This is a genomic window from Litchfieldella xinjiangensis (genome assembly GCF_000759345.1).
GTDB lineage: Bacteria > Pseudomonadota > Gammaproteobacteria > Pseudomonadales > Halomonadaceae > Litchfieldella_A > Litchfieldella_A xinjiangensis.
On record NZ_JPZL01000001.1, the window covers coordinates 493,314 to 518,676 of the forward strand.

The following is a 25,363-nucleotide window of genomic DNA, read 5'->3' on the forward strand; positions in this document are numbered from 1 at the left end:
GCATCCCTCCTTTTGGCACCGCAGGCAAGCCGGCCTGTGGCAATCAGCGTTTGGTTTCAGTCTGTTTGGCGCGTTGCCAATGTCGCTCCATTTCGTCCAGGTCGGCGTGCTCCAACCGCTGTTCCGCCTTCAAGCTCGACTCTACATGACGGAAGCGACGTTCGAACTTGACATTGGTGTCACGTAGGCGCTTCTCGGGGTCGGCACCGAGGGTGCGCGACAGGTTGACTACCGCAAACAACAGGTCGCCCACCTCTTCGCTGGCATGCTCGGCATCCCCTGCTGCCAGCGCCTCCTCGACCTCATCGAGCTCCTCGCGGATCTTGGCGATCACTCCGCGGGAATCGGGCCAGTCGAAACCGATTCGTGCCGCCCGCTTGGAAAGCTTGGCGGCACGCGACAGGGCCGGGAGCGCACGCGGTACGTCATCGAGCACCGACGTGGCGTCACGTTCGGCTCGCTCGCCCTCCTTGAGCTGCTCCCAACGCGAATTCACCTGCCGGGTCTCGACCTCGGCTGCAGTCAGAGCATCGCGTCGTGATGCCAGGGTGCCCTCCGGAAAGACATGAGGATGTCGACGCAGCATCTTGCGGGTCAGCGTATCGACGACATCATGGAAATCGAATCGCCCTTCCTCACGCCCGAACTGGCAGTAGTAAACGACCTGAAACAGCAAATCGCCGAGTTCACCGGGCAGTTCGTCGAAGGCTCGCCGCTCGATGGCATCCGCCACCTCGTAGGCTTCCTCGAGGGTATGCGGCACGATGGTGTCCCAGTCCTGCTTGACGTCCCAGGGACACCCTTCACGCGCATCGCGAAGCACGGCCATCAGTGTCAACAGGTCATCCAGCGAATGTCGGGGGTCACTCATGTTGACTTCCTGTGCCGTTTTTCCTTGTGTCCATGACTGGCCCCGCCATTGCGCAGCCGTTTCAAATCGATCACGTTGGGCAGTTGTTGAATGCGTGAAAACAGCCGCCCCAGTGTCTCGAGGCCATCGACTTCGGCGGTGATCTTCAAGCGTGCAATGCCGTCATGGGTATCGGTCCGGGTATTGACCGACAATACGTTGACCTTGTCCTGACTGAGCACGCTGGTGACGTCACGCAACAGGCCCGAGCGATCCCAGGCTTCAATCTCGATATCCACGGGATACTGGGTATGGGCGCGCTCCCCCCATTCGACATCGACAATACGCTGGGGCTCGTCAACACGCAGTTGGAGAATGTTGGGGCAGTCCTGGCGGTGGATGGTCACACCGCGCCCTTGGGTGATGAAGCCAACGATCTGATCCCCCGGGACCGGGTGACAGCATTGGGCCATGCTGGTCTTGAGGTTGCCGACGCCAAGAACGGTAATACCGTCGCTGGGATCCTTGCCGACGGGGCGCCGAGGCTTGGCCAGCAGGCGATCGAGCTGCTCCTGGTCGTCGTGCTCACCGAACAGCTGCTGGGCCTGGTGGAGTACCTGGCCGATACGCAGGTCACCCGCCCCTATAGCCGCATACATGTCGTCGGGCGTGGTGTAGTTCACCGCAGCGGCCAGACGCTCATGGTCGATATCCTCGATATCCAGCCGGCGCATTTCCCGCTCGAACAGGGTCCGCCCCTCTTCCAGGTTCTGGTCCCGTGCCTGCTGCTTGAACCAGGCCTGGATCTTGGAGCGCGCCCGTGAGGTGCGCACGAAGCCCAGCGTGGGATTCAACCAATCTCGGCTCGGGCCGCCCTGGGTGGCGGCGAGGATCTCGACCTGCTGGCCGGTCTTGAGCTTGTAGGTCAGCGGCACGATACGACCATTGACCTTGGCGCCACGACAACGGTGGCCGATCTCGGTATGCACGCGATAGGCGAAGTCGATCGGCGTCGCCACCCTGGGCAGGTCGATGACATGGCCATCCGGTGTGAAGACATAGATGCGATCGGGGGCGACATCGCTGGCCAACCCCTCGCGCAGATCGCCGATATCGCCGACTTCCTCCTGCCATTCGAGTACTTGGCGCAGCCAGGCGATCTTCTCTTCGTAGCTGCGACTCTTGGCGTTGGTGTCGTGCCCCTTGTAGCGCCAGTGGGCACATACGCCCAGTTCGGCTTCCTCATGCATGGCGAAGGTACGGATCTGTATCTCGAGTACCTTGTTCTCGGGGCCCATCACCGCCGTATGAAGAGACTGGTAGCCATTCTTCTTGGGATTGGCGATATAGTCATCGAATTCATTGGGCACGTGATGCCACCGCGAGTGCACGATTCCCAGCGCGGTATAGCAATCGGCCACCTCGGGGACCAGGATACGAACCGCACGCACGTCGTATACCTGAGAAAAGTCGATCCGCTTACGCTGCATCTTGCGCCAGATCGAATAGATATGCTTTGCCCGGCCATCGACATCGTAGCGCGTGATGTGCTGGGCCTCGAGCAGTGTCTTGAGGGTCTCTACCACATCGTTGATGTAGCGATCGCGGTCCAGACGCTTCTCGGCCAGCAGCTTGGCGATGGCCTTGTAGTCGTCCTCGTGAAGGTAACGGAAGGAGAGATCCTCGAGCTCCCATTTCAAGTGACCGACACCGAGACGGTGTGCCAGCGGCGCGTAGATGTCGAAAACCTCCCGCGCCACGCGCAGCCGCTTCTCGCGGGTGGCTTCGCGAACCTGGCGCAGCGCGCAGGTTCGTTCGGCAATCTTGATCAACGCGACGCGAACGTCATCGATCATGTTCACCAGCATCTTGCGCAGGTTGTCCTGCTGATTGTGCTGCGACAGGCCATGACTGGGCGCCTGGTGACTGATGGCCGCCATCTGCAGGACACCGGCGATCAGGCCGGCCACCTCGTCGCCGAACAACTTGGCAATGGCGTCGATGCCGATCTGCCCCTCGCGAACCGCGCGATACAGGACGGCGGCCTCGAGCGTGGCCTGGTCGAGCCGCAATTCACTCAGGATATCGGCCATCTCGAGCCCGGTGCGGAAGCTCGAACCGTCCATCAACCAAGCCTTGTGAGGACGATCGGCTTCGCGCGCCAGGCGCTCGGACAGGACACACGCCTCACGCATCCGGGTCACGTCACGTAGCGTGACGTCTTCTTGCAAACGCGACAGCCATTCGTCGATATCGATACTGCCGTCCTGCTTCAACGGCTGTTCCTCACGGACCTTAACCATGTGCCGGCGCTCCTCCCTGAGTATTGCGCGTGCCGTGATGTACGAAGAGTAGCATCGACTCTAGATGCGCTGTCTGGGGAAACATGTCCGCCATGGCTGCACGTTCGATGCGATAGCCCGCCTGGACGAGATGTGACGCATCCCGCGCGAGGGTGGCCGGATCGCATGAAACATAAAGGATACGCGGCACCGCGGCATTGGCGAGCCAATGGCAGACCCGTTCGGCGCCTTCGCGAGGAGGATCGAGGATCACCACGTCGGGATGGCTGCCGGTCAGCGGGTCCCATTCATCCGGCGCGTTGAGGTTGGCCTGATGCGCCTCGACATTGTCCAGCCCGTTGCGCCGGGCATTGGCCTGGAGCCGCTCGACCATGGCCGGATTGCCTTCGATTCCCGAGACACGACTGACCCGTGGCGCCAGTGCCAGGCTGAAGTTCCCCACCCCCGCGAACAAGTCGAGTACGTATTCGTTGCCCACGGGCGCCAGCCAGGCCAGGGCGGTATCGACAAGGCGCTGATTGATCTCGCCGTTGACCTGAAGGAAATCGCCCGGCGCGAATCCCAGTGAGAGCTCTTGGGCGCCTACCGTCAGGGAATATTCCAGGGAGGGCTCATCACCCAGCCATGAAAGCGCGGGGGTCTCCCGGCCCAGCATCCAGGCGACATGCACCCCCTGATCGTCGGCGAAGGCGCGCCAGCGTGCCGCATCGGCGGGGCTGTCGCGTAATTGACGCACCACCACGACACGGCTCTGCTGGCCAATGACCAACTCCAGATGTCCCACCTGCCGCGGCGCATCGAGCCCGGCCAGGAGCTGACGCAAAGCTCCCAGCAACGACTCGAGCGAGACGTCGATGACAGGACAATGCAGGATATCGACAAGATGATGACTATCGCGGGAGCGAAAACCAAGATGTACCTCGCCCTGGGCATCGACCTTGACCCCAAGCCGGGCACGGCGACGATAGCCCGTTCCCTCGCCAGCAAGCATCTCGGGCGCGGCGAGCAATTCCATCCCCTGGCGAGCCAGATGATCGGTCAAAACGTCACGCTTGTGACGGCGCTGTGCATCGAGCGCCTGGTGCTGTATGTCGCACCCGCCACAAAGGCCGAAATGGTCGCAGACAGGCGCTACACGCTGCGGCGAGGCTACAAGAATCTCGCGTGGATGGGCTTCATCGAAGCGCTTGCGTGACCGATGGACGGCGATGTCGACACGCTCTCCCGGCAGCGTACGCTCGACGAATACGGTCTTGCCCGATGCGTCCTTGGCAACACCTCGCCCATCATGGGCCAGACGAAGGATCTCGACATCAGTGCCATCATCCGCGCCCTCGCCAGACTGCTTCGCCTGTGGGGAGGACTCGCGACGCAATCGATTCTGCGCCGTCCGGGGTGGTCGGCGCTTGCCCAGCATGGCCATATCAGGCCTCCGGGGCGAATAGACCGGTGGACAGGTAGCGATCCCCCCGATCACAGACGATGAATGCGATCACGGCATTCTCGACCTGCTCGGCAATGCGCAGCGCACCGGCCAGCGCGCCGCCGGAAGAAACGCCTGCCAGGATGCCCTCTTCCCGAGCCAGGCGACGCATGTACTCCTCTGCCTCGTGCTGGCCAATATCCAGGACCTGATCGACGCGCGACGCATCGAAGATGCTGGGCAGGTATTCCTGAGGCCAGCGGCGGATTCCAGCGATACTCGCGCCGTCTTCGGGTTGCAGCCCGACGATCTGGATGGCCGGATTGCGCTCCTTGAGGTAGCGTGACACGCCCATGATGGTGCCAGTCGTACCCATGGAGCTGATGAAATGGGTAATGCGCCCGCCGGTCTGCTCCCACAGCTCAGGCCCCGTGGTGCGATAATGCGCCAGCGGATTGTCCGGGTTGGCGAACTGGTTGAGCGGCTTACCCTCGCCCTTCGCAATCATGGTATCGGCAAGATCGCGGGCGCCCTCCATTCCCGCTTCCTTGGAAACCGGGATCAATTCGGCACCGAAGGCCGCCATGGCCTGCTTGCGCTCACTGGAGGCATTTTCAGGCATGATCAGGATCATGCGATAGCCCTTGATCGCGGCGGCCATGGCCATGGCAATACCGGTATTGCCGGAAGTGGCCTCGATCAGCGTATCCCCGGGGCGAATCTCGCCGCGTGCCTCGGCTTCGTTGATCATCGACAATGCCGGACGATCCTTGACCGACCCTGCAGGATTGTTGCCTTCGAGTTTGGCCAGCAGCGTGTTGTTGCGCCCTGCCGACAGGCGCTTGAGACGCACCAGTGGCGTGTGGCCGACCACATCCTCGAGCGTTGGAAAATCCATCTAACCTTCCTTCTGGAATAGCCTTTATTCATTATATCCCCGCCAAGGGGCAGGTGACAGGTATTGCCCATGACTGTGGCATACTGCACCCACGATTAGATATGACGGATGTTCCCATGGCGATGCGCACGCGCCTGCTGCTCATGCTGCTGAGCGCCCCTCTACTGGTAATGATGCTGCTGTTCTTCCTGTCCATCCGGCAGGATGCGCAGGTGAGGGAAAACGCATTGGCCTCGCGTATGGTCACCGCTGCGGAACTGGTGGCACCTGCATTGTCGGATGCCCTGTCACGGCAGGCCACGCCCGCAGTAGAGAGGTCGGTACAACAGCTCCTCGATATCAATGAAGTGCGCGGACTTCGCCTGCAGGACAACCGGGGTGAGGTCCTGTTGTCGCGCGGCCAACGTCTGGGTAATGTCGCCCTGCCCCCCACATCGGCCTCACAGGTGGTTAAATCCAGTGATCATTGGCAGGTCCAGGTGCCTCTCCCTACCTCGGCCTACGATTCGTCCCTGCCACGCTGGTTGATCGTCAGTGTCGATACCGCCTCGTTGACCCTGGGAACCTACCAGCGCCTGATCGTGGCCGCCCTCATCGGCCTGGTGTTGGGCATGGTCCTGTTCCTGATGGCCTACCAACTGAGCCGGCACCTGGTCCGCCCATTCCATGAGGCCAATCAGACGCTGCAGCGCCTGGCCAAGGGTGACTACCACCACCGCATGACGCCCCAGGCACCCAGGGAGGCAGACAGATTGGCCTCGGGAATCAATACCCTGGCAGAGCACATGCAGCACGCCCAGGAGGATATGCATCGGCACATCGAGCAGACGACCCAGGACCTTCAGGAGTCGATGGAGACCATCGAGATCAAGAACATCGAGCTCGACCTGGCTCACCGCCGCGCCCTGGAAGCCAACCGCATCAAGACCGAATTCCTGGCCAACATGAGCCATGAAATACGCACCCCGCTCAACGGGATCATCGGCTTCTGCCAATTGCTGTCGCGCTCGCGACTGGATAATCGTCAACAGGAATGGCTCGAGCACGTGCACAAGGCGTCCGACAGCCTGTTGTCCTTGATCAATGACATACTCGACTTTTCCAAGATCGAGGCGGGCAAGATGGAATTGGAAGCCCTCGATCTCGACATTCTGGACCTGGTGGATGAAGTGCTGGGACTCCAGGCGCCCGAGGCTCACCAGAAACGGCTCCAATTGCTCGGATTGGTGTACGACGACGTACCCGCCAACCTGCAAGGCGATCCCCTGCGTATCAAGCAGGTACTGACCAACCTGGTACACAACGCCATCAAGTTCACCGAGCACGGCGAGGTCATCGTGCGGGTCATGGTCGAGGAGTACCAGACATCGCAGGTCATCCTCAAGGTGAGCGTCAGCGATACCGGCATCGGCCTCGATCCCGAAAGTCGTGAGCGGCTTTTCAAGGCCTTCAGCCAAGCCAGTATCAGTGATTCGCGGCAATATGGCGGTACCGGGCTGGGCCTTCTGATCTGCCGACAGTTGGTCGAACAGATGGGCGGCACCATCGACGTGGACAGCCAGCTGGGAAAGGGCACGACCTTTGCTTTCACGCTTCCCCTACGCGCGAGGAGCTTCGAAGAACGCAAACCCGAACTCTCGCTGCAAGGGGCACCGATCGCGCTTTACGAAACCCATGCGCCGACCTGCCATGCACTTGAGCATTTGCTCGAGTGCTGGGGTGCAACGGTGTTGCAGCTCGACACACCGGCGGCCAATCCAGAGCAGACGCCTGCCCTGCTACTCGCCGGCTTGCAGAATGATGAACTGGACGGCGAAGCCTTGAAGAACTGGCAAGCCTGTCTGGATGGTATCGACTGCCCCGCGGTACTGCTGGTCAATGCCAATTCGCTTGAATTGCCCAACTTACGCCTGCCCCAGGGGGGAGAAATCCTGACACGGCCCCTTTCGCGGGCTGCACTTGCCGCAACGATAAAGCGTCTTCTGGTGCCGCATGAGGCCGCGGAGGTGCGCCATTCCAACGCCCCTTCGCGTTCGTTGCGGATCATGGTGGTCGATGACACGGTCTCCAACCGCTTGCTGGTCAAGGAGCTGCTGACCGATCTGGGACTCGAGCCGCTACTCGCTGCCAGTGGTGAAGAAGCCTTGGCGGTGGCCCAGAGCGAGCCCGTCGACCTGGTGCTCATGGATATCCGCTTGCCTGGGATCGACGGTGTCGCCACGGCCCATGCCCTGCGGCGTCTGGGGGGGAGCTGGCGCCACTGTCCAATCATTGCCGTGACGGCCCATGCCCTGGAAGAAGAGCGCAAGCGACTGCTGCAGCAGGGGATGCACGATGTGTTGATCAAGCCGATCGATGGGCATGCGCTCGCCCGGTTGCTGAGCCAGCATCTCAATCAGCCGCTGCAACTGCCAATCCATACGCTTGATACCCTGCCTGACGTTCCGGAAGCGAGCCTGGAAAGTGAGCTACCGATCGTCGACATGGGTTTGGGCATCAGTCTCGCTGGAGGGCATGTAAAACTGGCCGAAGACACCCTGGATCGCCTGCTCGAGAGCCTGGACCAAAGCGAAGCCGATCTACGCGACGCCTGGGAAACACAGGATACCGAGCGATTCCTGGATATCGTTCATGGACTCAATGGGGCCTGCCGCTATTGCGGCGTTCCCCAACTGGCGCTGGTTGCAGAAACCCTGGAAACTCGCCTCCGGACGCGCGGTCTACCCCAGGTGGGGCCACTGCTTGGCGAACTTTTCGATGCCATGGATCGCCTACGCACCTGGCAGTCAGTGTGTCCGGCTCACGCCTCGAGCACCACGAATGCGCAAGCGAATTCCTCTTCATCACTCAATGACAAGTGAACCCGGGCCACACCGGCACGCTGGGCCAGTCGATCCGCCTCTCCGGTTAGCATCAAGGAAGGACGCCCGAGGGTATCGTTGCTGACCTGGATATCGGTCCAGCGCATGCCTTGGCGAAGCCCCAACCCCAACGCCTTGACGAACGCTTCCTTGGCCGCAAAACGCTTGGCTAGAAAGGCGGAAGGCGCTGGATGCTCCATGAAGCGGGCATACTCAATCTCGCCCAGGATACGGCGCGGGAAGCGATCGCCATGGCGAGCCATGGCATCGGCAAAGCGCGCCACTCGCGCGAGATCGGTACCAATGCCCACGATCACGAACAACAGCCTCCTGGGGCGTCATGGTCGTGCTCATGATCATGCGACTCAAGGGCGGCAACGAAACCCGCCTCCTGACCGGCGATGATCAACCGCTTCATCTCGGCCACGGCCTCCTTTAAGCCGACGAATAGCGCCCTGGCGATAATGGCATGACCTATATTGAGTTCATGCAGCCCCGGAATCGCAGCGATCGCCTCGACATTGTGGTAGTTGAGCCCATGGCCGGCATTGACGGTCAGCCCCAATTCGCCGGCCAGCTCTGCCGCCGCCGCAATCCGGCTGTACTCGATGTCCGCCGCCTTGCCGTTAGCCTCGGCGTACGCACCGGTATGCAGCTCCACCACGGGGGCCCCCGCCGCCTGAGCGGCACGGATCTGATCGGGGTCGGGGTCGATGAACAACGAGACCTCGCAGCCCGCCTCAGCCAGGCGTCGACAGGCCGCTTCGATAGCCTCTCGTTGACCGACCACATCCAAGCCGCCTTCCGTCGTCAGTTCCTCGCGTTTCTCTGGAACCAGGCAGACATGAGCCGGACGCAGCGATTCGGCTAGCGCAAGCATCTCCTCGGTAATCGCCATTTCCAGATTCATGCGGGTCGCCAGTACCTCGTCGAGGATTCGCACGTCCCGGTCCTGGATATGACGGCGATCTTCCCGCAGATGGACGGTGATGCCATCCGCTCCCGCCTCTTCGGCAAGCAGCGCCGCCTGGACGGGGTCCGGATAGCGCGTGCTGCGTGCCTGGCGCAGCGTAGCCACGTGATCGATATTTACACCGAGCAGAATCCGGGGGGGATGCATTCGATTCTCTCCCTGTAGGAAATGGAAATTGAGAGGGGCACACTATTCCTTACTACGCCGGCGGGCGGCAAGCCGTTGCATCAATTCCCGCGAACGCAGCGGTTTTCCACCAAGCAGTGGCGCCAATGCTGCACGGGCGATCCCCTTGGCCGGGCCCGCCAGACCTGGAGCCCCCCAGTCCCCCTGGGCCAGCAAGCGCAAGGTTCGCCCATCGATACTGCCGGAGGTCGGCGAGGCTTGTGCTTCGAAACTACGCAGCTCGGCACGATAGACATAGTGGCGCTGAGGATCCAGCGAAACGCCCTGGGTATCGGTGAATCGCGGTTCGGCATCGAGCGCTTCGAGTACTGCATATTCCAGCTGCCTCAATGCAGGCGCCCTGGCGTCGGGGCGCGGCAAGGCATTGAGTAGCGCACCGTAATAGGCAAAGACATCGCGTACCGGGAATTGCAGGGGAAGCGCTCGTGTGAGTAGCTCATTGGCATAGAAGCCACACAACAGCCCCTCGCCCACCAACATGGCAGCGCTGCCATGCATCTCCATCAGTCGTAGCCGTTTGAGATCACCCTCGCCCGTCCACGTGACATGTAGTGGTGCGAAGGGTTGCAAGCGAGAGCGCGAGCGGCTGCTGGGGCGTTGTACTCCCTGGGCCACCGCCCTGATCCGCCCCAGCTCCAGGGTCAACAGCTCAACCAGAGCGCTGGTTTCGCGGTAGGGTTGCTTGTGTAGCAGAAAGGCCGGTTGAGGCTGCATACGTCAGTCGAGGTCATAACCCAAGCTTTTCAAAGCCCGATCATCATCCGACCAGCCCCGCTTGACCTTGACCCACAGGTTGAGCATCACCTTCGCCCCAAGAGCACTTTCCATCTCCAGGCGGGCTTCACGGCCGATCTTCTTGATGCGGTCGCCATTCTCGCCGATCAATATCTTCTTCTGCCCCGGACGCTCGACGAGCATCAGCGCACTGATATGGATGACCCGCCCCTCGTCACGGAACTCCTCGATTTCCACCGTCATCTGGTAGGGCAGTTCGTCGCCCAGTTGGCGCATGACCTTTTCGCGTACCAATTCCGCGGCCAGGAAGCGCTGACTCTTGTTGGTCACCTGGTCTTCAGGGAAGAAGTGGATGCTCTCGGGCAGGTGCTTGGCCACTTCCTCTTCAAGCGCGTCCACATTGGTTCCGTGCTTGGCCGAGAGCGGAAGGATAGCTGCAAAATCACGCTTGGCGCCGACCTCTTCCAGCCAGGGCAGCAAGGCGGCCTTGTCCTCGAGCCAGTCGACCTTATTGATGGCCAGCACGACGGGCGCCTTCACGTGTGTCAGCTTGTCGAGAACGGCCTGGTCCTCGGCGGTCCAGCGTGTACGATCAATGATCAAGACAACGCAATTTACATCCCGCAAGGCATGCGTTGCCGCCTGGTTCATGAAGCGGTTGATGGCCTTGTTGCGATCTTTCGACATGATGTGCATGCCCGGGGTATCGACGTAGATGAACTGGTCGTCCCCTTCGGTCTTGATGCCCATGACCTGGTGACGTGTGGTCTGGGGGCGGCGCGACGTGATCGAGATCTTCTGACCCAGGATGCGGTTCATCAGGGTCGACTTGCCGACGTTGGGCCGCCCGATGATGGCGACGAAACCACAGCGTTGCGTCATGGGCGAGCTCCCTTGGTTTCAAGCAATTCGAGGGCCTTGGCTGCTGCCTGTTGCTCGGCATGGCGCCGACTCGGGCCGACGCCCAGGGTATGTTGACTGAGCATTTCGATATGGCACTCGATTGTAAAGGTCTGTGCGTGAGCTTCACCTTCCACCGATACCACATCGTAGCGGGGCAAGGGAGACTGACGCGATTGAAGGAATTCCTGGAGCCGGGTCTTGGGGTCCTTCTGGGTATCCTGAAGGTCGATGGATTCGAGCCGCTCGGCATACCATGAGAGGACACGTACCTTGGCTACCTCCATACCGGCATCCAGATAGATCGCCCCGATGACTGCCTCGACGGCATCGGCCAGGATCGAATCACGCCGGTGCCCACCGCTCTTCATTTCACCCGAGCCGAGGCGCAGGCATTGGCCCAGCTCGAACTCACGCGCCAGTTCGGCCAAGGTCTGGCCCTTGACCAGGCGCGCACGCAGCCGGGAAAGCTGACCTTCACGAGCTGCAGGGAAACGGCGATAGAGCGCCTCGGCAATGACGAAATTGACGATGGAGTCGCCCAGGAACTCAAGTCGCTCGTTGTTCTGACCACCATAGCTGCGGTGGGTCATGGCCAATTCCAGCAGACCGATATCGGCGAACTCATGGCCGACTCGACGACTGAAGGCATTCAAGGGATTGCTCACGAAACTCCTGCGCTATTGCGTGTTGCGAACGATGCTGCGCACCAGGACGAAACGTGCCTCATCGCCCTGGTACGGAGGGGTTCATTGTATTTGCCGAATCGAGGTGAAGCTGGGCAGCCCGCCATCCCAGTGCATCCACACGGCGAAGGCCTTGCCGACGATATTTTCCTCCGGTACGAAGCCCCAGTAACGGCTGTCGTTGGAGTGATCCCGATTATCGCCCATGGTGAAATAATGGCCTTCAGGGACTTCCAACTCACGCAGCTGAGGGCCAGGATCGCGAGGATTATTGTAGATCTGATGGCTGAACTCGCCCAATTGCTCCTCGAGAAGCCACTCACTAGGCGCTTCCAAGGGCCCCTCCGCAAGGAGTGATTTGGGGACGGCCTCGCCATTGACGTAAAGTTGCTTACCCTCGTAACGGATCCGATCACCGGGCAGCCCCACCACTCGCTTGATGAAGTTGACCGAGGGCTCCTGCGGGAAGCGAAACACCATGACATCGCCCCGTTCTGGCTCTCCCACCTCGACGAAACGGGTGTTGACCACCGGCAGCCGCAATCCGTAGGTGAATTTGTTGACCAGGATGAAATCACCTACCTCGAGCGTGGGTCGCATCGACCCTGAGGGAATCTGGAAGGGCTCGACCAGAAAGCTGCGCAGCAGCAGCACGACCAGCAAGACCGGGAAAAAAGATCGTGCGTAATCCACATACCAAGGTTCCCGAGCCCCCGCTTGGCGGGCCGTACCTTCGGGCCGTTCGCCGGTGTGCGCCTCCCCGCCTGCCCCGTGCGCCCGCCTTGCCTTGCCCAGCCAAACGGCATCGAGCAGCCATATCAGTCCCGTGACGGCCACGGCCACCACCAGCAACAGCGAAAAATCCATCGAAGTCCTCGTCCCGACTAGTCATTCACCTTGAGCACGGCGAGGAAGGCGTCCTGCGGAATTTCCACCTTGCCGACTTGTTTCATGCGCTTCTTGCCCGCTTTCTGCTTCTCGAGAAGCTTCTTCTTGCGGCTGACGTCACCGCCATAACATTTTGCTGTCACGTTCTTGCGCAGCGCCTTGACGGTGGAACGTGCCACGACCTGCCCACCGATGGCTGCCTGGATGGCCACATCGAACATCTGGCGAGGAATCAGTTCCTTCATCTTCTCTACCAGTAACCTGCCCCGCCCATGGGCGTGGTCGCGATGGATGATCACGGCCAGCGCATCGACCTTGTCGCCATTGATCAGCACGTCGAGACGCACCAGCTTGGACGCCTGGAAGCGCTCAAAGCTGTAGTCCAGCGACGCATACCCCTTCGAGATCGACTTCAGCCGATCGAAGAAATCCATGACCACTTCGCTCATGGGCAATTCATAGGTGAGCTGGATCTGGCTGCCCAGGAATTGCATGTCGAGCTGGCTGCCCCGGCGCTGCTCGCATTCGGCAATGACATTACCGACATACTCCTGGGGGACCAGGATACTCGCGCGCACGATCGGTTCGCGCATCTCGTCGACATTGGCCATGTCGGGGAGCTTTGACGGGTTGGAGACATAAATGATGTCGCCATTGTCCATGGCCAGCTCATAAACCACGGTAGGCGCCGTGGTCAGCAGGTCGAGATCGTACTCGCGCTCCAGGCGCTCCTGGATGATTTCCATGTGCAGGGTACCCAGGAACCCCACACGGAAACCGAAGCCCAGAGCGTCGGAGTTTTCCGGTTCATACGCCAGCGACGCATCGTTGAGCGCCAGCTTTTCCAATGCGTCGCGGAAGTCTTCGTAATCGTCGGCACTGACCGGGAACATCCCGGCATAGACCTGTGGCTTGACCTTCTGGAAGCCCGGTAGGCGCGGTACGTCCGGGGTCTTGGCATGGGTGATGGTATCCCCCACCGGCGCCCCCTGGATTTCCTTGATGCCGGCAACCACGAATCCGACTTCGCCGGCACGCAGGATACCGGTCTCCTTGCGCAGCGGCGTGAAGATTCCCACCTCATTGACCTGCCAATCACGACCGGTCGATTTCATGCGAATCTTTTCACCCTTGCGCAGGGTACCGTCGAAGAGGCGCACCAACGAGACCACACCCAGGTAATTATCGAACCAGGAGTCGACGATCAGGGCCTGCAGCGGAGCATCGGGGTCGCCCTTGGGCGGAGGAATGTCGCGCACCAGCCGCTCGAGCAGTGCCTCCATGCCCAGGCCGCTCTTGGCCGAGACCTGACAGGCATCGGTGGCATCGATCCCGATGATCTCCTCGATTTCCTGAGCGACCTTGTCGGGATCCGCCTGGGGCAGGTCCATCTTGTTGAGCACCGGCAATACTTCCAGCCCCTGCTCCACAGCGGTGTAGCAGTTGGCGACCGATTGCGCCTCGACCCCCTGCGCTGCGTCCACGACCAACAGGGCCCCTTCGCAGGCATACAGCGAACGCGACACCTCGTAGGAAAAATCGACGTGCCCCGGTGTATCGATGAAATTCAGCTGGTAGGTCTTGCCATCCTGGGCATTGTAATCGAGGGTGACGGATTGCGCCTTGATGGTGATACCGCGCTCACGCTCGATATCCATCGAATCGAGCACCTGCTCCTTGAGTTCGCGATCCGATAACCCGCCGCAAATCTGAATGATGCGATCCGACAGCGTGGATTTGCCGTGGTCGATATGGGCGATGATCGAGAAGTTACGGATGTGCTTGAGCTTGTCGTGGGATACGTCGTTGGCCATTGAGGTCGATTCTGCCTTTAGCGAAAAGCGCCGGGGCCGCCTGCGGGAGGCGTGGTCACGGACATGCCGAGCGCGGGTGTGCAAATTGCGCCTATTGTAGCGGGATGCGGCGGGCAAAAACAGCGAACCTCGCTGTTAACCCTATCGCAACGAAAACGGGGCCCGCAGGCCCCGTTCCACTTGCGTGATATATCGGATCACTGATTCAGGCGTAGCGCCACGAACAGCGAGCGTCCTTCACGATACAAACGCACCGGCACAGCGCGATCCTCGCCAAGCCCTTCGACGATATCGACAAGCTGCTGCGGCGTGTCGATACGCTGATGATCCACCGAAACGATCACATCCCCCGGACGAATGCCGGCCGCAGCGGCCGCGCCGTCGGGACGCACTCCACGTACCAGAACCCCCGAGTCGATCTCCAGCCGCTGCTGCTCGCTGGGACTGAGTTCGCTGACCGAAAGCCCCAGACGCTCCTGGTTGCCGGACTCGTCGGAGGACGCGCCGCCCTGCCCCTGGGCTGCGTCGGGCCAATCGCCGACCTGCACGGTCTCGCTGAGACGTTCGCCATCACGCATGAGCGTCAGCTCGACCTCCGAGCCCGGGCTAACACGCCCGATCAGACGAGGAAGCGTGCTGGAACGATCGACTTCCTCACCATTGACTTCGAGTATCACGTCACCCGCTTCCAGCCCGGAGCTCGCCGCCGGCCCCTCGGGGTCGAGATCGGCAATCAAGGCGCCTTGCGGTCCATCGAGCCCGAACGATTCGGCAAGATCCCGTGATACCGGCTGAATGACGACACCCAGCCAACCCCGGCTGACACGGCCGTCTTCACGAAGTTGCTCGGCGATATCCATGGCGACGCTGATCGGAATCGCGAACGACACCCCCATGAAGCCGCCGCTGCGGGTAAATATCTGCGAATTGATACCCACCACTTCCCCTTCGAGATTGAACAATGGCCCCCCCGAGTTGCCCGGGTTGATGGCCACGTCGGTCTGTATGAAGGGGACATACGCATCGCTGGGTAGTGTACGGTTGATGGCGCTGACGATACCGGCAGTGACGGAATGATCGAAGCCGAACGGTGAGCCGATGGCCGCCACCCATTCACCCACCCGTAGATCTTCGGAATTACCGATATTCAATGTCGGCAGATCCGAGGCATCGACCTTGAGCACGGCAACGTCGGTCTTGGCGTCTGCACCGACCAGCTCAGCCTGTAACTCGCGGCGGTCGTTCAGACGAACCACGATCTCCTCGGCGCCTTCGACGACATGCGCATTGGTCAGCACATACCCGTCTTCACTGATGATGAACCCGGACCCCAGGGAGTGGCGCTCCTGACTGCCGCCGCCGCCACCACCGCCACCGGGAGGCATTGGAAATTGATCGCCAAAGAAACGGCGGAAGAACTCAGGCATTTCCTGGCCGCCCGGGCCTTGGAACTGTGTCCCGCGCGAGGACACCATACGCGTCGAGGAGATATTGACCACCCCGGGGGCAGCCGACTCGACCAGTAGAGTGAAATCAGGCAACCGCTGATTGCTTGTCTCCTGCGCCATCGCCGAATGCCCGACGAGGACGCTGAGCAGCATCACCAGCCCGTAAGCGAGGTAGCGAGTCTTGTTTGACATGAGGTGCTCCCTGAGCAACAAAATTGATGCGGTAAAGCGTGTTCACTGCGAGAAGTATCGACTAGAAAGACCTGCCATTAGTGCTGAGGTTCCCTTCGGATGACGCATCGTCCTGCAAGCGTAGGACAAATTGTGATCCGCGATGCCGGGCATACCATCCAGCGCCACTTGCGCCCAGGGCCAGGCCGAGCAGGAAGGCCAGCGTAACGACCCAGGTCGCACTCCCTGACCAGGCATCGGCCAGCCCGCCCAGGACGAGGGCAGAGCCCAGGGGCAAACCATAAACGATGGCCGTGCCCTGCAAGAACCGCGAGGCCGGCAAACTGAGGGTCACGGCATCGCCACGCTGCAGTGGCGTGTCGCAACTCACCCAGGCCTGACGTGAAGTAGTTCTTGAAAATCGAGACAACAAAGCCGTCGTGCAACCCGAGGACGCGGAACAGGCGGAACATGAACGGGGTTTCTCGGTCTCGACCCAGACACCGCCCGGCCCGAGGTCAACGACACGACCACGTTCACATAAAACGGAAATGGGTGGTGGGTTGCGCCTGAGTGTCATTGCTGCGGTGCCTGAACATTGCCAGCAGGCTCAGTCGCCATGTCAGGCCGCCACTCCACCGCCTCGGCCACTCGCTGCAAGACCTGGGGTGGGGTCTCCCCCATCACCACGACCTGAAGCGGTTTTCCTGCCAGTTCGACATGGCGAACGGCGGCAAACGAAATACCCAGACGGTGCATACCTTGCGCCAACAGAGGATGCTGACCATCGATAGGCTCAACGAACAGACTGATGCTCGACAGGCCGTCGCTGAACAGGCGGTGACCGACATTGACGTCGTGGATATGACTCGTCGTTTTCACCGGCTGAACGGTAAATCCATCAGGCAGCCAGCCAGGACGCCAGGGTGTCGTGGGGGGTGAGCGCATCTCATCGAGATTGACGCGCCCCTGATGCAGGGACGGAGGATCGAGTTCCGTGAGCTGGAAGGTTTCAAGTACTCGGTTATCGGCATTCAGGAGCACCTGCTTGAGCGGAAGCGCTGAGCGTTTATCGAGCCACATCCTATGCCCATAACGCATCTCATCGAGGGGCTCGATATCCAGACGCACCGTGCGGCGTCCGGCGATACGCTCTTCCCCTCCCAGGCTCAGGCGGTAGTGCTTTTCGATATGCTCGACAATGGCTGTCGGGGATGCCGTGACCTGCCCTCCTTCCCCCGACCAACCCGCTCGCCCGATGCGCCCTCGGCGCTCGAAAACGACGGGGGGTCCATCCAGGAACCGAGCGACTTCCCGCTCCACACCGTCCTGTACGTCGTGGGATAGGGCCAAGGTGCGCACCCCATCACTACTGATGCGCACGGCCCTAGCCTGAAAAATATAACAGTGATTGGCCCACAAGCTGCGCTCGAACCAATCGATGGCGGCCTCGGGAATGGGTTGATTGTCGAGTCGCTGGCAATCATACCCTTCAGCGTCGGACCAGGATTCGTCGAGCTCCTGCCCCTCCTGAGCCAGGGCGGGAACCCCAAGTGTCAAAGCCAGGATGAATGCCGGTAGACGCAATGCAACTTCCCCTACCCGCATCAGCGCTGACCCAGCGTCTCGTAACCGGACGCCCGCAACAGGGGCATCCAGGCATCCCCGCTACGATATGATGCACCTTCGGCATGACGATCCAGATAGGATTGAAGCAGCCGTGCCTGTTCCTGATCATTGCTCAACGATTCACGGCTGACCATACCTTGACGGCTGCTTGGCGCCATGAACATGGGGCTCTCTGTCGTCGCTCCGACCGTCATGGCGCCACGGCCGTTGGCCGGCGTCTGGAACAAGGGCAGATCTACCAGCGACGGACGCTGCATGCTACGGGCCGCACCGCTGCTTGAGGCCGCCAGCGTTGCTGAAGCGTCTGCCCCCGTGCCCGTTTGCGGAGCCTGGGTTGACGTACCCGCCATCGAGGCCGGTTCATCGCCGTCACCGTTATAGAACTGGACGCCAGTGATCACCATCAGTGATACGGCAGCCGCGATTGCCGCACTGCCCGCAAAGGAGAAGGTGCCGGAACGTTTCGTAGACACCTTTTCCATTTCAGGCAAGGGCTCGTCCTGCAGCTTGCGCATGATGCCGGCCGACAGGTCGGTACTGACATCGAGCCAGCGGTCTCGCTGCATCAGGCTGCGCGCCAAATGGTAGCGACGCCAGGCCTCGGCATCATCGGGAGACTCATCCAACGTCTTGAGAACGCGGCGTAGCTCAAGCTCATCGCCCTCGTTATCCATCAACGCAGATAGCGATTCCCGTGCATTCTGGTTCATTCGTACACCCTCATCGTCACTTGGTGCCATTATCGGAAAGCTGGCAAGGTGCCCTGCTTGAAGTGCAACCATTTCATAAGACGTCTACTGCTCGCGACAGTTCACTCATGACATGAAAATATTGCACGTTCATTCCTTGATTGTGTCCTGCGAGCGCTTCGTGCTGAGCAAGGGCTCGATGTGCTTGTCGACCGCCTCGCGTGCCCGGAAGATTCGTGAGCGAACCGTTCCCACGGGGCACTGCATGACCTGGGCGATATCTTCATAGGAAAGGCCGTCCAACTCACGCAGGGTAATGGCGGTCCGCAAATCCTCCGGAAGATTCGCAATGGCCTCGAATACCGCGGCCTCGAGCTGGTCTCGCGCGATGCTCGACTCAGGCGACTCGATATCGGAAAGCCGGCCGCTGTGATCGATGATTTCGGCGTCGCTGATATCCAGATCGCTCCCCGGGGGGCGACGTCCCCGCGAAACCAGGTGATTCTTTGCCGTGTTGATGGCGATGCGGTACATCCAGGTATAGAAAGCGCTTTCAGAGCGAAACTTGCCCAAGGCACGATAGGCCTTGATAAAGGCTTCCTGGGCAACGTCCTGAACCTCGGCATGATCGTGTATGTAGCGTCCGATCAGGCCAATGATCTTGTGCTGATACTTCTTCACCAGAAGATCGAAGGCGCGCGTGTCCCCCTTCTGGGCACGCTCAACAAGCTGCTGGTCTGTCTCACTGGACGCCATCAATCCCTCCCGGGCCGGGAAAACGGAACGAGCTCGGGATATGCCGAAGACAACGCAAGTAATATGCGGGATGAACGATGCATAGCGATTGATCTGCCCTTGAGGGTTATATAGGCGTCAGTGTTCCTGTTTCTTCGACTTCCATCAAGCGACAGTGCCGATGGCAACGATGCGCTCTGACCCGACCGAGACGAGACGGTTCCTGGTGGGCGTTGATTTTTTTTGCACTCACAGGCGATAGTAGGCAACCCCATCGTCCACGCGCGTACACTTTTACAGGTAGCGGCATGTCACAACAGCAGGTCAACAATCTCAACGTCCTGGCCCAGGATGTACTGATCACCCCCGAGGCACTCAAGCAAGCAGTGCCCTTGACCGAGGCGGCCGAACGTACGGTCATCGAAGGTCGTGAGACCATTCAGCGTATTTTGGATGGTGTTGATCCGCGCCTGGTCGTGGTCGTCGGACCTTGTTCTATCCACGATGTCGATGCTGCACTGGACTATGCCCGACACCTCAAGCGCCTGGCCGAAGAGGTGAAGGATAGCCTGTATATCGTCATGCGCGTCTATTTCGAGAAGCCGCGTACGACCGTAGGCTGGAAGGGTCTGATCAACGACCCGCACATCAACGACTCATTCGAAATTGAAGAAGGGCTGCATATCGCGCGAGGCCTGCTGGTGGAGCTATCCGAGATGGGTCTTCCATTGGCGACCGAGGCGCTCGATCCAATTTCCCCGCAGTATCTACAGGATTGCATCAGCTGGTCCGCCATCGGCGCCCGTACGACCGAATCGCAGACTCACCGCGAAATGGCATCGGGCCTCTCCAGTCCGGTAGGTTTCAAGAACGGAACGGACGGCTCCCTGGATGTGGCCGTAAATGCATTGAAATCGGTATCGCATCCCCACAACTTCCTGGGTATCGATCAGGCAGGTCAGGTCGCCATCATACGGACCCGAGGCAACGCTTACGGTCACGTAGTGCTGCGTGGCGGGAACGGGAAGCCTAATTACGACAGCGTGAGTGTGACACTCGCTGAACAGGAATTGAGCAAAGCCGGCATCCAACCCAATATCATGGTCGACTGCTCGCACGCCAATTCAAACAAGGACCCTGCGCTACAGCCCCTGGTTCTGGAAAACGTCACCAACCAGATACTCGATGGCAATCGCTCGATCATCGGCTTGATGGTGGAATCCCATCTGGGCTGGGGGAACCAACCGATTCCCGACGATCTGGCGGATCTTGCCTATGGGGTATCGATTACCGACGCCTGCATCGACTGGGATACGACTGAACGCACCTTCCACCAGATGAATGAAAAATTGGCCCCAGTGCTTCGTGAACGCAAGCCGATCCAGTGATGACCGCCCCTGATTCGCGCCCGCCATCGGCGGGCGCTTTCGTTTTGGATTGCCTGCGTTTCAATCCACCGTGACGCGCTGACCGTCTATCTCACGGGTGAACGGTGGTAGCGAATCCAGCAGCGCCTTGCCGTAACGTCGAGTCAGTACTCGACGATCCAGCAGCGTGATACGTCCGTGGTCGGCCTCCTTGCGAATCAACCGACCGCAGGCTTGCACCAACTTGATCGAGGCGTCCGGAACGGCGATTCGCATGAAGGCATTCCCCCCGCGGCTCTCTATCCACTCTGCCAGAGTGGCGCCGACCGGGTCGTCGGGCACCGCGAAAGGCAGGCGCGTAATCACGACATGGGTCAGGTAATCACCCGGCAAATCGATGCCTTCGGCAAAGCTCGCCAATCCGAAGATGATGCTGCCCTCTTTAGCATCGACGCGCGCTCGATGCCGCTCGATCAGCTCTCGCTTGGGTAGCCGGTCCTGGGCCAGCACCCGTTCTCGCAGCCCCTTGGGGAGCGCCTTCTCCACGGCCCGCAGTTGGGCGCGTGACGAAAAGAGCATCAGTACGGCCTCAGAGGAAGATAGCCCCTCAAGGAACATGACAATGGCCCGCTCATGCGCATCCCGGTCCCCCGGGTCGACGGCCTCGCGCGGCACACTGAGCACCGCCCGAGAATAGTCGAAAGGACTGGGCAGACGCTGGTAACGATAACGGTTGGCCAGTCCTGCACGCTCCTGTAGCCGCTCGAAGCGGCCCAGCGCCGTCAAGGTGGCTGAGGTGACCACGGCACCGTGGCAGGTACCCCACAAGTAGCGTGCCAGGGTGGAGGCCGCAGACACCGGACTCGCCGAGAAGGTTAGCTCAGGCTCGCCCTGGAAACGCTCGAACGTGAGCCATCGTGCCCGGGGCGGCTCCTTGGGGTCATCCTCCTCGCTCATGGCGAGCCATAGCGCGTGTGCCTCGAGGGCCCGGCCATGCAATAACGCCACCAGGGGAAGCCAAGGCTCGGCCTGTTCGCGCGGCAAGCCAGTGTGCTTCTCTGGGTCCAGGCTCTCGCGCAGGATATCGGCTAACGTCTCGAGGGTACGCGAGAGCTCGGCAAAGCTGACCGTGAGGGCACCGGCGTGCTCACGCAGGGCTAGCGGCACGCAACCCATATCGAAGCGAAAGTGGCGGCTCTCCTCACTGCCATCCCCGGGCAGGCCATTGGGCAGTTCGCCCAATTGGTGACCCAGCGAGAACGCTTCACCCAGCCGCGGCTCGAGCGCAGCGATGGCCTCGGGAAGCGTGGCCAGCAGGCGCGCCACGGTAGGCTGAACGCCCAATGCCGTGTTGAGTTCGGTCAGGGATTTCTTGAGGGTACGCAGCCAGCGTAGTGCCCCGTTGACTGCAAAACGATGAGTGAAATGCTCGATCGCCTTGTCCGGCAGATGATGCCCTTCATCGAAGACATAGATGCATTCGGCCGGCTTGGGCAGCACCATCCCGCCGCCCAGCGCCAGGTCGGCCAGGACCAGATCGTGGTTGGCGACGATGATATCGGCACTATCGAGATGGCGTCGGGCCCGAAAGAAGGCACACGCATTGAAATGACCGCACCGCCGGTTGGTACATTGCCGATGATCGGTAGTGAGACGGCGCCATTGAGGATCGCCGATGGCCTGGGGCCAGCTATCGCGATCGCCTTCCCAGCGCCCACTACCGTAGGCCTCGGCAAGTTCCTTTACCAGGCCATGGAAGTCATCGCCGTCACGGGATTCGAGGGCCTGCTCGAATAGCGACAGCGTAGGATTGTCCTCGACGCCGTCAAGCGCCTGGTCGAGCTTGGCGACACACAGATAGCGACCGCGCCCCTTGGCCAGCGCATAGTCGAAATCCAGGCCGCTGTGTTCGACCAGTGCCGGCAGGTCGTGCAGCAACACCTGCTCCTGCAGGGCCACCGTCGCGGTAGAGATGATCAATCGCTTGCCATGCGCCTTGGCGACGGGCAGCGCCGCCAGGAGATAGGCCAGCGTCTTGCCCGTGCCGGTGCCCGCCTCGAGTACGCAGACATGCTCATCCGAGGTGCGCCGGCCGGCGTCATCGGTCTGGATTCCGGCCAGGGTTCGGGCGATCTCGGCGATCATCAGGCGCTGGCCGTAGCGCGGCGTCAAGTCGAGCCGTTCAAGCACCCGGCGATACGCCCCCTGAATCTCGCCCTTGAGTGCCTCATCGAGCATCGAGCCTGTTTCCTTGCGGTCAAAACCGCCTTACAGCATGCCTTCCGGGGGATGTTCGCAGGGCAGCTTATCGTTGATGTAGCGCTCGATTTCGGGGAGCGAGAACGCATCCTCCTCACCGACGAAGCTGATCGACACGCCTTTGGCGCCGGCACGGCCGGTCCGCCCGATGCGATGGACGTAGTCCTCGGGGTCTTCGGGCAACGTGTAGTTGATGACATGACTGACATCGTCGATATGAATGCCACGCCCTGCGACATCGGTCGCCACCAACACCTGGATCTCGCCTTCGCGGAAACGTTCCAGGGTCTTGATACGCTGTGCCTGGGGGACGTCCCCCGACAGCATGGCCACGTTGATGCCGGCCTTCTTCAAAACCTCTTCGAGCTTGCGCACCAGGTCGCGGCGGTTACCGAAGACCATGACCCGATCGAAACTCTCCTGCTGGAGCAGGTTGACCAGTAGACGCTGCTTGTCATCATCGCCGACCAGGTAGACACGCTGGTCGATATTGGCGGCATTCTCAACCGTCACCTCGATCTCGACGTGACTGGGCTCGCGAGTCCACTGACTGGCCAGATTGAGGATGTCTTCGGTGAAGGTGGCAGAGAACAGGAATGTCTGGCGCTCTTCCGTCTTTGGCGTGTGGCGAATGATGCGCTTCACGTCCGGAATGAAGCCCATCGACAACATTCTGTCTGCCTCGTCGAGCACCAATATCTCGACCTGGGTGAGATCGACGTCCCGCTTCTCATGGAAGTCCAGCAGTCGTCCCGGTGTGGCGACGAGAATATCCAGGGACTTGCCCAGGCTATCGCGCTGCTTCTGATAATCCATGCCACCCACGACACTGGCGACATTCAACGACGTGAAGCGTGCCAATGCCTTGGCGTCCTTCTCGATCTGCAGCGCCAGCTCACGGGTCGGCGCGATGATCAGCGCACGTGGGGCGCCGGGCTTCTGGCCATCCGGCGCAGGCTCTTCGAGAAAGTAGGCCAGGATGGAGATCAGAAAGGCCGCGGTCTTGCCGGTGCCTGTCTGGGCCTTGCCCACCACATCGCCACCCAACAGGGTCTCGCGAAGCGCCTCGGCCTGAATGGGTGTGCAGTATTCGAACCCCTGGGAATGAATCGCTCGCATTAGTGGCAGCGGCAAATCAAAGTCATGGAAGCGCCACTTGCCCGCAACCGGCGGGACCTGGAATTGACGCAGGTCCCAATTGGATTGGGACTTGCGCGGCTTGCGGCGCCGCCGCTTGGGCTTGCGATTCTGGGCCGGTGCTGGGGTCTTTTCCGACTCGCTCATAGGCTGTGCTTGGTTCCCGATTTCAGTGGATGTACTGCGTTGGCGGTAACCGCCCGGGCGTTTTCGAGCCGGCTATTGTACCAGTCATTGTCGCCGAGGGCGCGCCCGGGTGTGGCGTCGATGCGCATGGCGCTTCGTGCCCTTGTGCAGCCCTGTTAGAATACCCCCAAATTGCCCCAGGAGTCCGGCACCATGACGCGCAGGAAGAAGACCCGTTCGCTGGCCGACAAGGTGACGATACGCACCGGCAAGCGCAAGGACTACAAGAAGTGGCGCCACGAGCATCCCGATGAGATCACCTCGTCACGGCGATATACTCAGAAAAAGGCGCAACAGCGCAAACTTCAGGCAGCCCGCAAGATGGCGCGACAGGAGGAGGCGAAGACCTTGGAGCTTCATCCCTCCCGCACTACCGAGCAACATGGCAAGGATGAATGATGCGACTGGTCTCGTTCAATATCAATGGTGTACGTGCCCGGCTTCATCAGCTTGAAGCGCTGATCGAAGCCCACCACCCCGCAGTGATCGGCCTGCAGGAAACCAAGGTTCAGGATAGCGAATTCCCGGAAGCGGCGATTCGCGAACTTGGCTACCACGTCTACTATCACGGCCAGAAGGGCCATTACGGGGTAGCGTTACTATGTCGCGATACCCCTGAAGAGGTGTACTACGGCTTGCCCGACGATGGCGAGGAAGCCCAGCGGCGCATGATTGGCGCTCGGCTGAAATCACCGAATGGATCGGTTCTGACCGTGTGGAACGGTTATTTTCCTCAAGGCGAAAATATCGAGCACCCGACCAAGTTTCCCAATAAACGGGCGTTCTATGCGAGCGTCTCCGCAATGCTGGAGAAACGCCATCGTCCCGAGGAAGCTGTCGCCATCATGGGCGACTTCAATATCTCGCCCGAAGATATCGATATCGGTATCGGCGAGGCCAGCCGCAAACGCTGGCTGCGGGAGGGAAAAACCAGCTTCCAACCTATCGAACGTGAATGGTTGGGTCGTCTAAAGGCCTGGGGGCTCGAGGATAGCTACCGGCGCTGCCACCCTCATGTCGATGATCGCTTCAGCTGGTTCGACTACCGCTCACGTGGCTTCGAGCGAGACCCGCGCCGGGGATTGCGTATCGACTATATCCTCGTGACCCCTTCGCTTGGCGAGCGCGTGGCGGCCGCAGATATCGATTACGGTATCCGTAGCATGGAGCGTCCGTCCGACCATGCCCCGGTCTGGGTCGAACTCAAGGCATGAGCCGGATATCG

Annotated in this window: 22 protein-coding genes; 4 read left to right on the forward strand and 18 right to left on the reverse strand. The window is 60.7% G+C overall.

Annotated elements, in window-relative coordinates:
- Positions 1 to 43 precede the first annotated feature (43 nt).
- The 4 genes from mazG to cysM are packed head-to-tail and all read right to left on the reverse strand — an operon-like array spanning position 44 to position 5,474.
- A complete protein-coding gene (mazG, locus tag JH15_RS02375; RefSeq protein ID WP_043526623.1) occupies positions 44 to 871 on the reverse strand; it encodes a nucleoside triphosphate pyrophosphohydrolase in 828 nt (275 codons plus the stop codon).
- Positions 868 to 3,153, reverse strand: coding sequence for a GTP diphosphokinase (relA, locus tag JH15_RS02380; protein ID WP_052383860.1), 2,286 nt, complete (start codon positions 3,151 to 3,153; stop codon positions 868 to 870). Before relA ends, mazG begins: the two co-directional genes overlap by 4 nt.
- A complete protein-coding gene (gene rlmD, locus JH15_RS02385; RefSeq protein WP_043526626.1) occupies positions 3,146 to 4,576 on the reverse strand; it encodes a 23S rRNA (uracil(1939)-C(5))-methyltransferase RlmD in 1,431 nt (476 codons plus the stop codon). The genes relA and rlmD overlap by 8 nt, the downstream gene beginning before the upstream one ends.
- Position 4,577: 1 nt before the next feature.
- Entirely contained in the window at positions 4,578 to 5,474 is an 897-nt protein-coding gene (gene cysM, locus JH15_RS02390; protein ID WP_043526628.1) for a cysteine synthase CysM, read from the reverse strand.
- A gap of 116 nt (positions 5,475 to 5,590) precedes the next feature.
- On the opposite strand from cysM, the gene JH15_RS02395 reads away from it, so the two are divergent.
- Entirely contained in the window at positions 5,591 to 8,335 is a 2,745-nt protein-coding gene (locus tag JH15_RS02395; protein ID WP_043528673.1) for an ATP-binding protein, read from the forward strand.
- Here the strand turns inward: JH15_RS02395 and acpS are convergent.
- From acpS to rpoE, 12 genes are all read right to left on the reverse strand, one after another.
- On the reverse strand, positions 8,275 to 8,652 hold the full coding sequence (gene acpS / locus JH15_RS02400) for a holo-ACP synthase (protein WP_043526631.1): 378 nt from the start codon (positions 8,650 to 8,652) through the stop codon (positions 8,275 to 8,277). The two genes, JH15_RS02395 and acpS, sit on opposite strands and share 61 nt — an antisense overlap.
- Positions 8,649 to 9,455, reverse strand: coding sequence for a pyridoxine 5'-phosphate synthase (pdxJ, locus tag JH15_RS02405; protein ID WP_043526634.1), 807 nt, complete (start codon positions 9,453 to 9,455; stop codon positions 8,649 to 8,651). Before pdxJ ends, acpS begins: the two co-directional genes overlap by 4 nt.
- Positions 9,456 to 9,497: 42 nt before the next feature.
- Positions 9,498 to 10,208 carry a DNA repair protein RecO gene (gene recO, locus JH15_RS02410; protein ID WP_043526636.1) on the reverse strand — a complete coding sequence of 237 codons (711 nt, stop codon included), beginning with the start codon at positions 10,206 to 10,208 and terminating at the stop codon, positions 9,498 to 9,500.
- Positions 10,209 to 10,211: 3 nt separating this feature from the next.
- A complete protein-coding gene (era, locus tag JH15_RS02415) occupies positions 10,212 to 11,111 on the reverse strand; it encodes a GTPase Era (RefSeq protein WP_043526639.1) in 900 nt (299 codons plus the stop codon).
- A complete protein-coding gene (rnc, locus tag JH15_RS02420) occupies positions 11,108 to 11,797 on the reverse strand; it encodes a ribonuclease III (protein WP_043526642.1) in 690 nt (229 codons plus the stop codon). Before rnc ends, era begins: the two co-directional genes overlap by 4 nt.
- An 81-nt stretch (positions 11,798 to 11,878) precedes the next feature.
- Positions 11,879 to 12,682 carry a signal peptidase I gene (gene lepB, locus JH15_RS02425; RefSeq protein ID WP_043526645.1) on the reverse strand — a complete coding sequence of 268 codons (804 nt, stop codon included), beginning with the start codon at positions 12,680 to 12,682 and terminating at the stop codon, positions 11,879 to 11,881.
- 17 nt (positions 12,683 to 12,699) lie between these two features.
- Positions 12,700 to 14,517 (reverse strand): translation elongation factor 4, encoded by a 1,818-nt coding sequence (gene lepA / locus JH15_RS02430; RefSeq protein WP_043526647.1) that lies wholly within the window; start codon positions 14,515 to 14,517, stop codon positions 12,700 to 12,702.
- A 197-nt stretch (positions 14,518 to 14,714) separates the two neighbouring features.
- Positions 14,715 to 16,157: a DegQ family serine endoprotease gene (locus tag JH15_RS02435; RefSeq protein WP_043526649.1), complete on the reverse strand. Its 1,443-nt coding sequence runs from the start codon at positions 16,155 to 16,157 to the stop codon at positions 14,715 to 14,717.
- Positions 16,158 to 16,218: 61 nt separating this feature from the next.
- Positions 16,219 to 16,716, reverse strand: a complete 498-nt coding sequence (locus JH15_RS17700; protein ID WP_081948834.1) for a SoxR reducing system RseC family protein — start codon at positions 16,714 to 16,716, stop codon at positions 16,219 to 16,221.
- Positions 16,713 to 17,723 carry a MucB/RseB C-terminal domain-containing protein gene (locus tag JH15_RS02445; RefSeq protein ID WP_231566356.1) on the reverse strand — a complete coding sequence of 337 codons (1,011 nt, stop codon included), beginning with the start codon at positions 17,721 to 17,723 and terminating at the stop codon, positions 16,713 to 16,715. The genes JH15_RS17700 and JH15_RS02445 overlap by 4 nt, the downstream gene beginning before the upstream one ends.
- 20 nt (positions 17,724 to 17,743) lie before the next feature.
- Positions 17,744 to 18,475 carry a sigma-E factor negative regulatory protein gene (locus JH15_RS02450; RefSeq protein WP_043526657.1) on the reverse strand — a complete coding sequence of 244 codons (732 nt, stop codon included), beginning with the start codon at positions 18,473 to 18,475 and terminating at the stop codon, positions 17,744 to 17,746.
- A gap of 129 nt (positions 18,476 to 18,604) precedes the next feature.
- A complete protein-coding gene (gene rpoE, locus JH15_RS02455; RefSeq protein WP_043526660.1) occupies positions 18,605 to 19,210 on the reverse strand; it encodes an RNA polymerase sigma factor RpoE in 606 nt (201 codons plus the stop codon).
- Between the two features lie 287 nt (positions 19,211 to 19,497).
- Between rpoE and JH15_RS02460 the strand changes: the two genes are divergently transcribed.
- A complete protein-coding gene (locus JH15_RS02460) occupies positions 19,498 to 20,577 on the forward strand; it encodes a 3-deoxy-7-phosphoheptulonate synthase (RefSeq protein ID WP_043526662.1) in 1,080 nt (359 codons plus the stop codon).
- Between the two features lie 60 nt (positions 20,578 to 20,637).
- On the opposite strand, the gene dinG is transcribed toward JH15_RS02460, so the two are convergent.
- Positions 20,638 to 22,794, reverse strand: coding sequence for an ATP-dependent DNA helicase DinG (dinG, locus tag JH15_RS02465; protein WP_043526665.1), 2,157 nt, complete (start codon positions 22,792 to 22,794; stop codon positions 20,638 to 20,640).
- Between the two features lie 30 nt (positions 22,795 to 22,824).
- Positions 22,825 to 24,099, reverse strand: coding sequence for an ATP-dependent RNA helicase RhlB (rhlB, locus tag JH15_RS02470; RefSeq protein ID WP_043526667.1), 1,275 nt, complete (start codon positions 24,097 to 24,099; stop codon positions 22,825 to 22,827).
- 192 nt (positions 24,100 to 24,291) lie between these two features.
- On the opposite strand from rhlB, the gene JH15_RS02475 reads away from it, so the two are divergent.
- Positions 24,292 to 24,537, forward strand: a complete 246-nt coding sequence (locus JH15_RS02475) for a hypothetical protein (protein WP_043526669.1) — start codon at positions 24,292 to 24,294, stop codon at positions 24,535 to 24,537.
- Positions 24,537 to 25,352 (forward strand): exodeoxyribonuclease III, encoded by an 816-nt coding sequence (gene xthA / locus JH15_RS02480; protein WP_043526671.1) that lies wholly within the window; start codon positions 24,537 to 24,539, stop codon positions 25,350 to 25,352. Before JH15_RS02475 ends, xthA begins: the two co-directional genes overlap by 1 nt.
- Positions 25,353 to 25,363 lie beyond the last annotated feature (11 nt).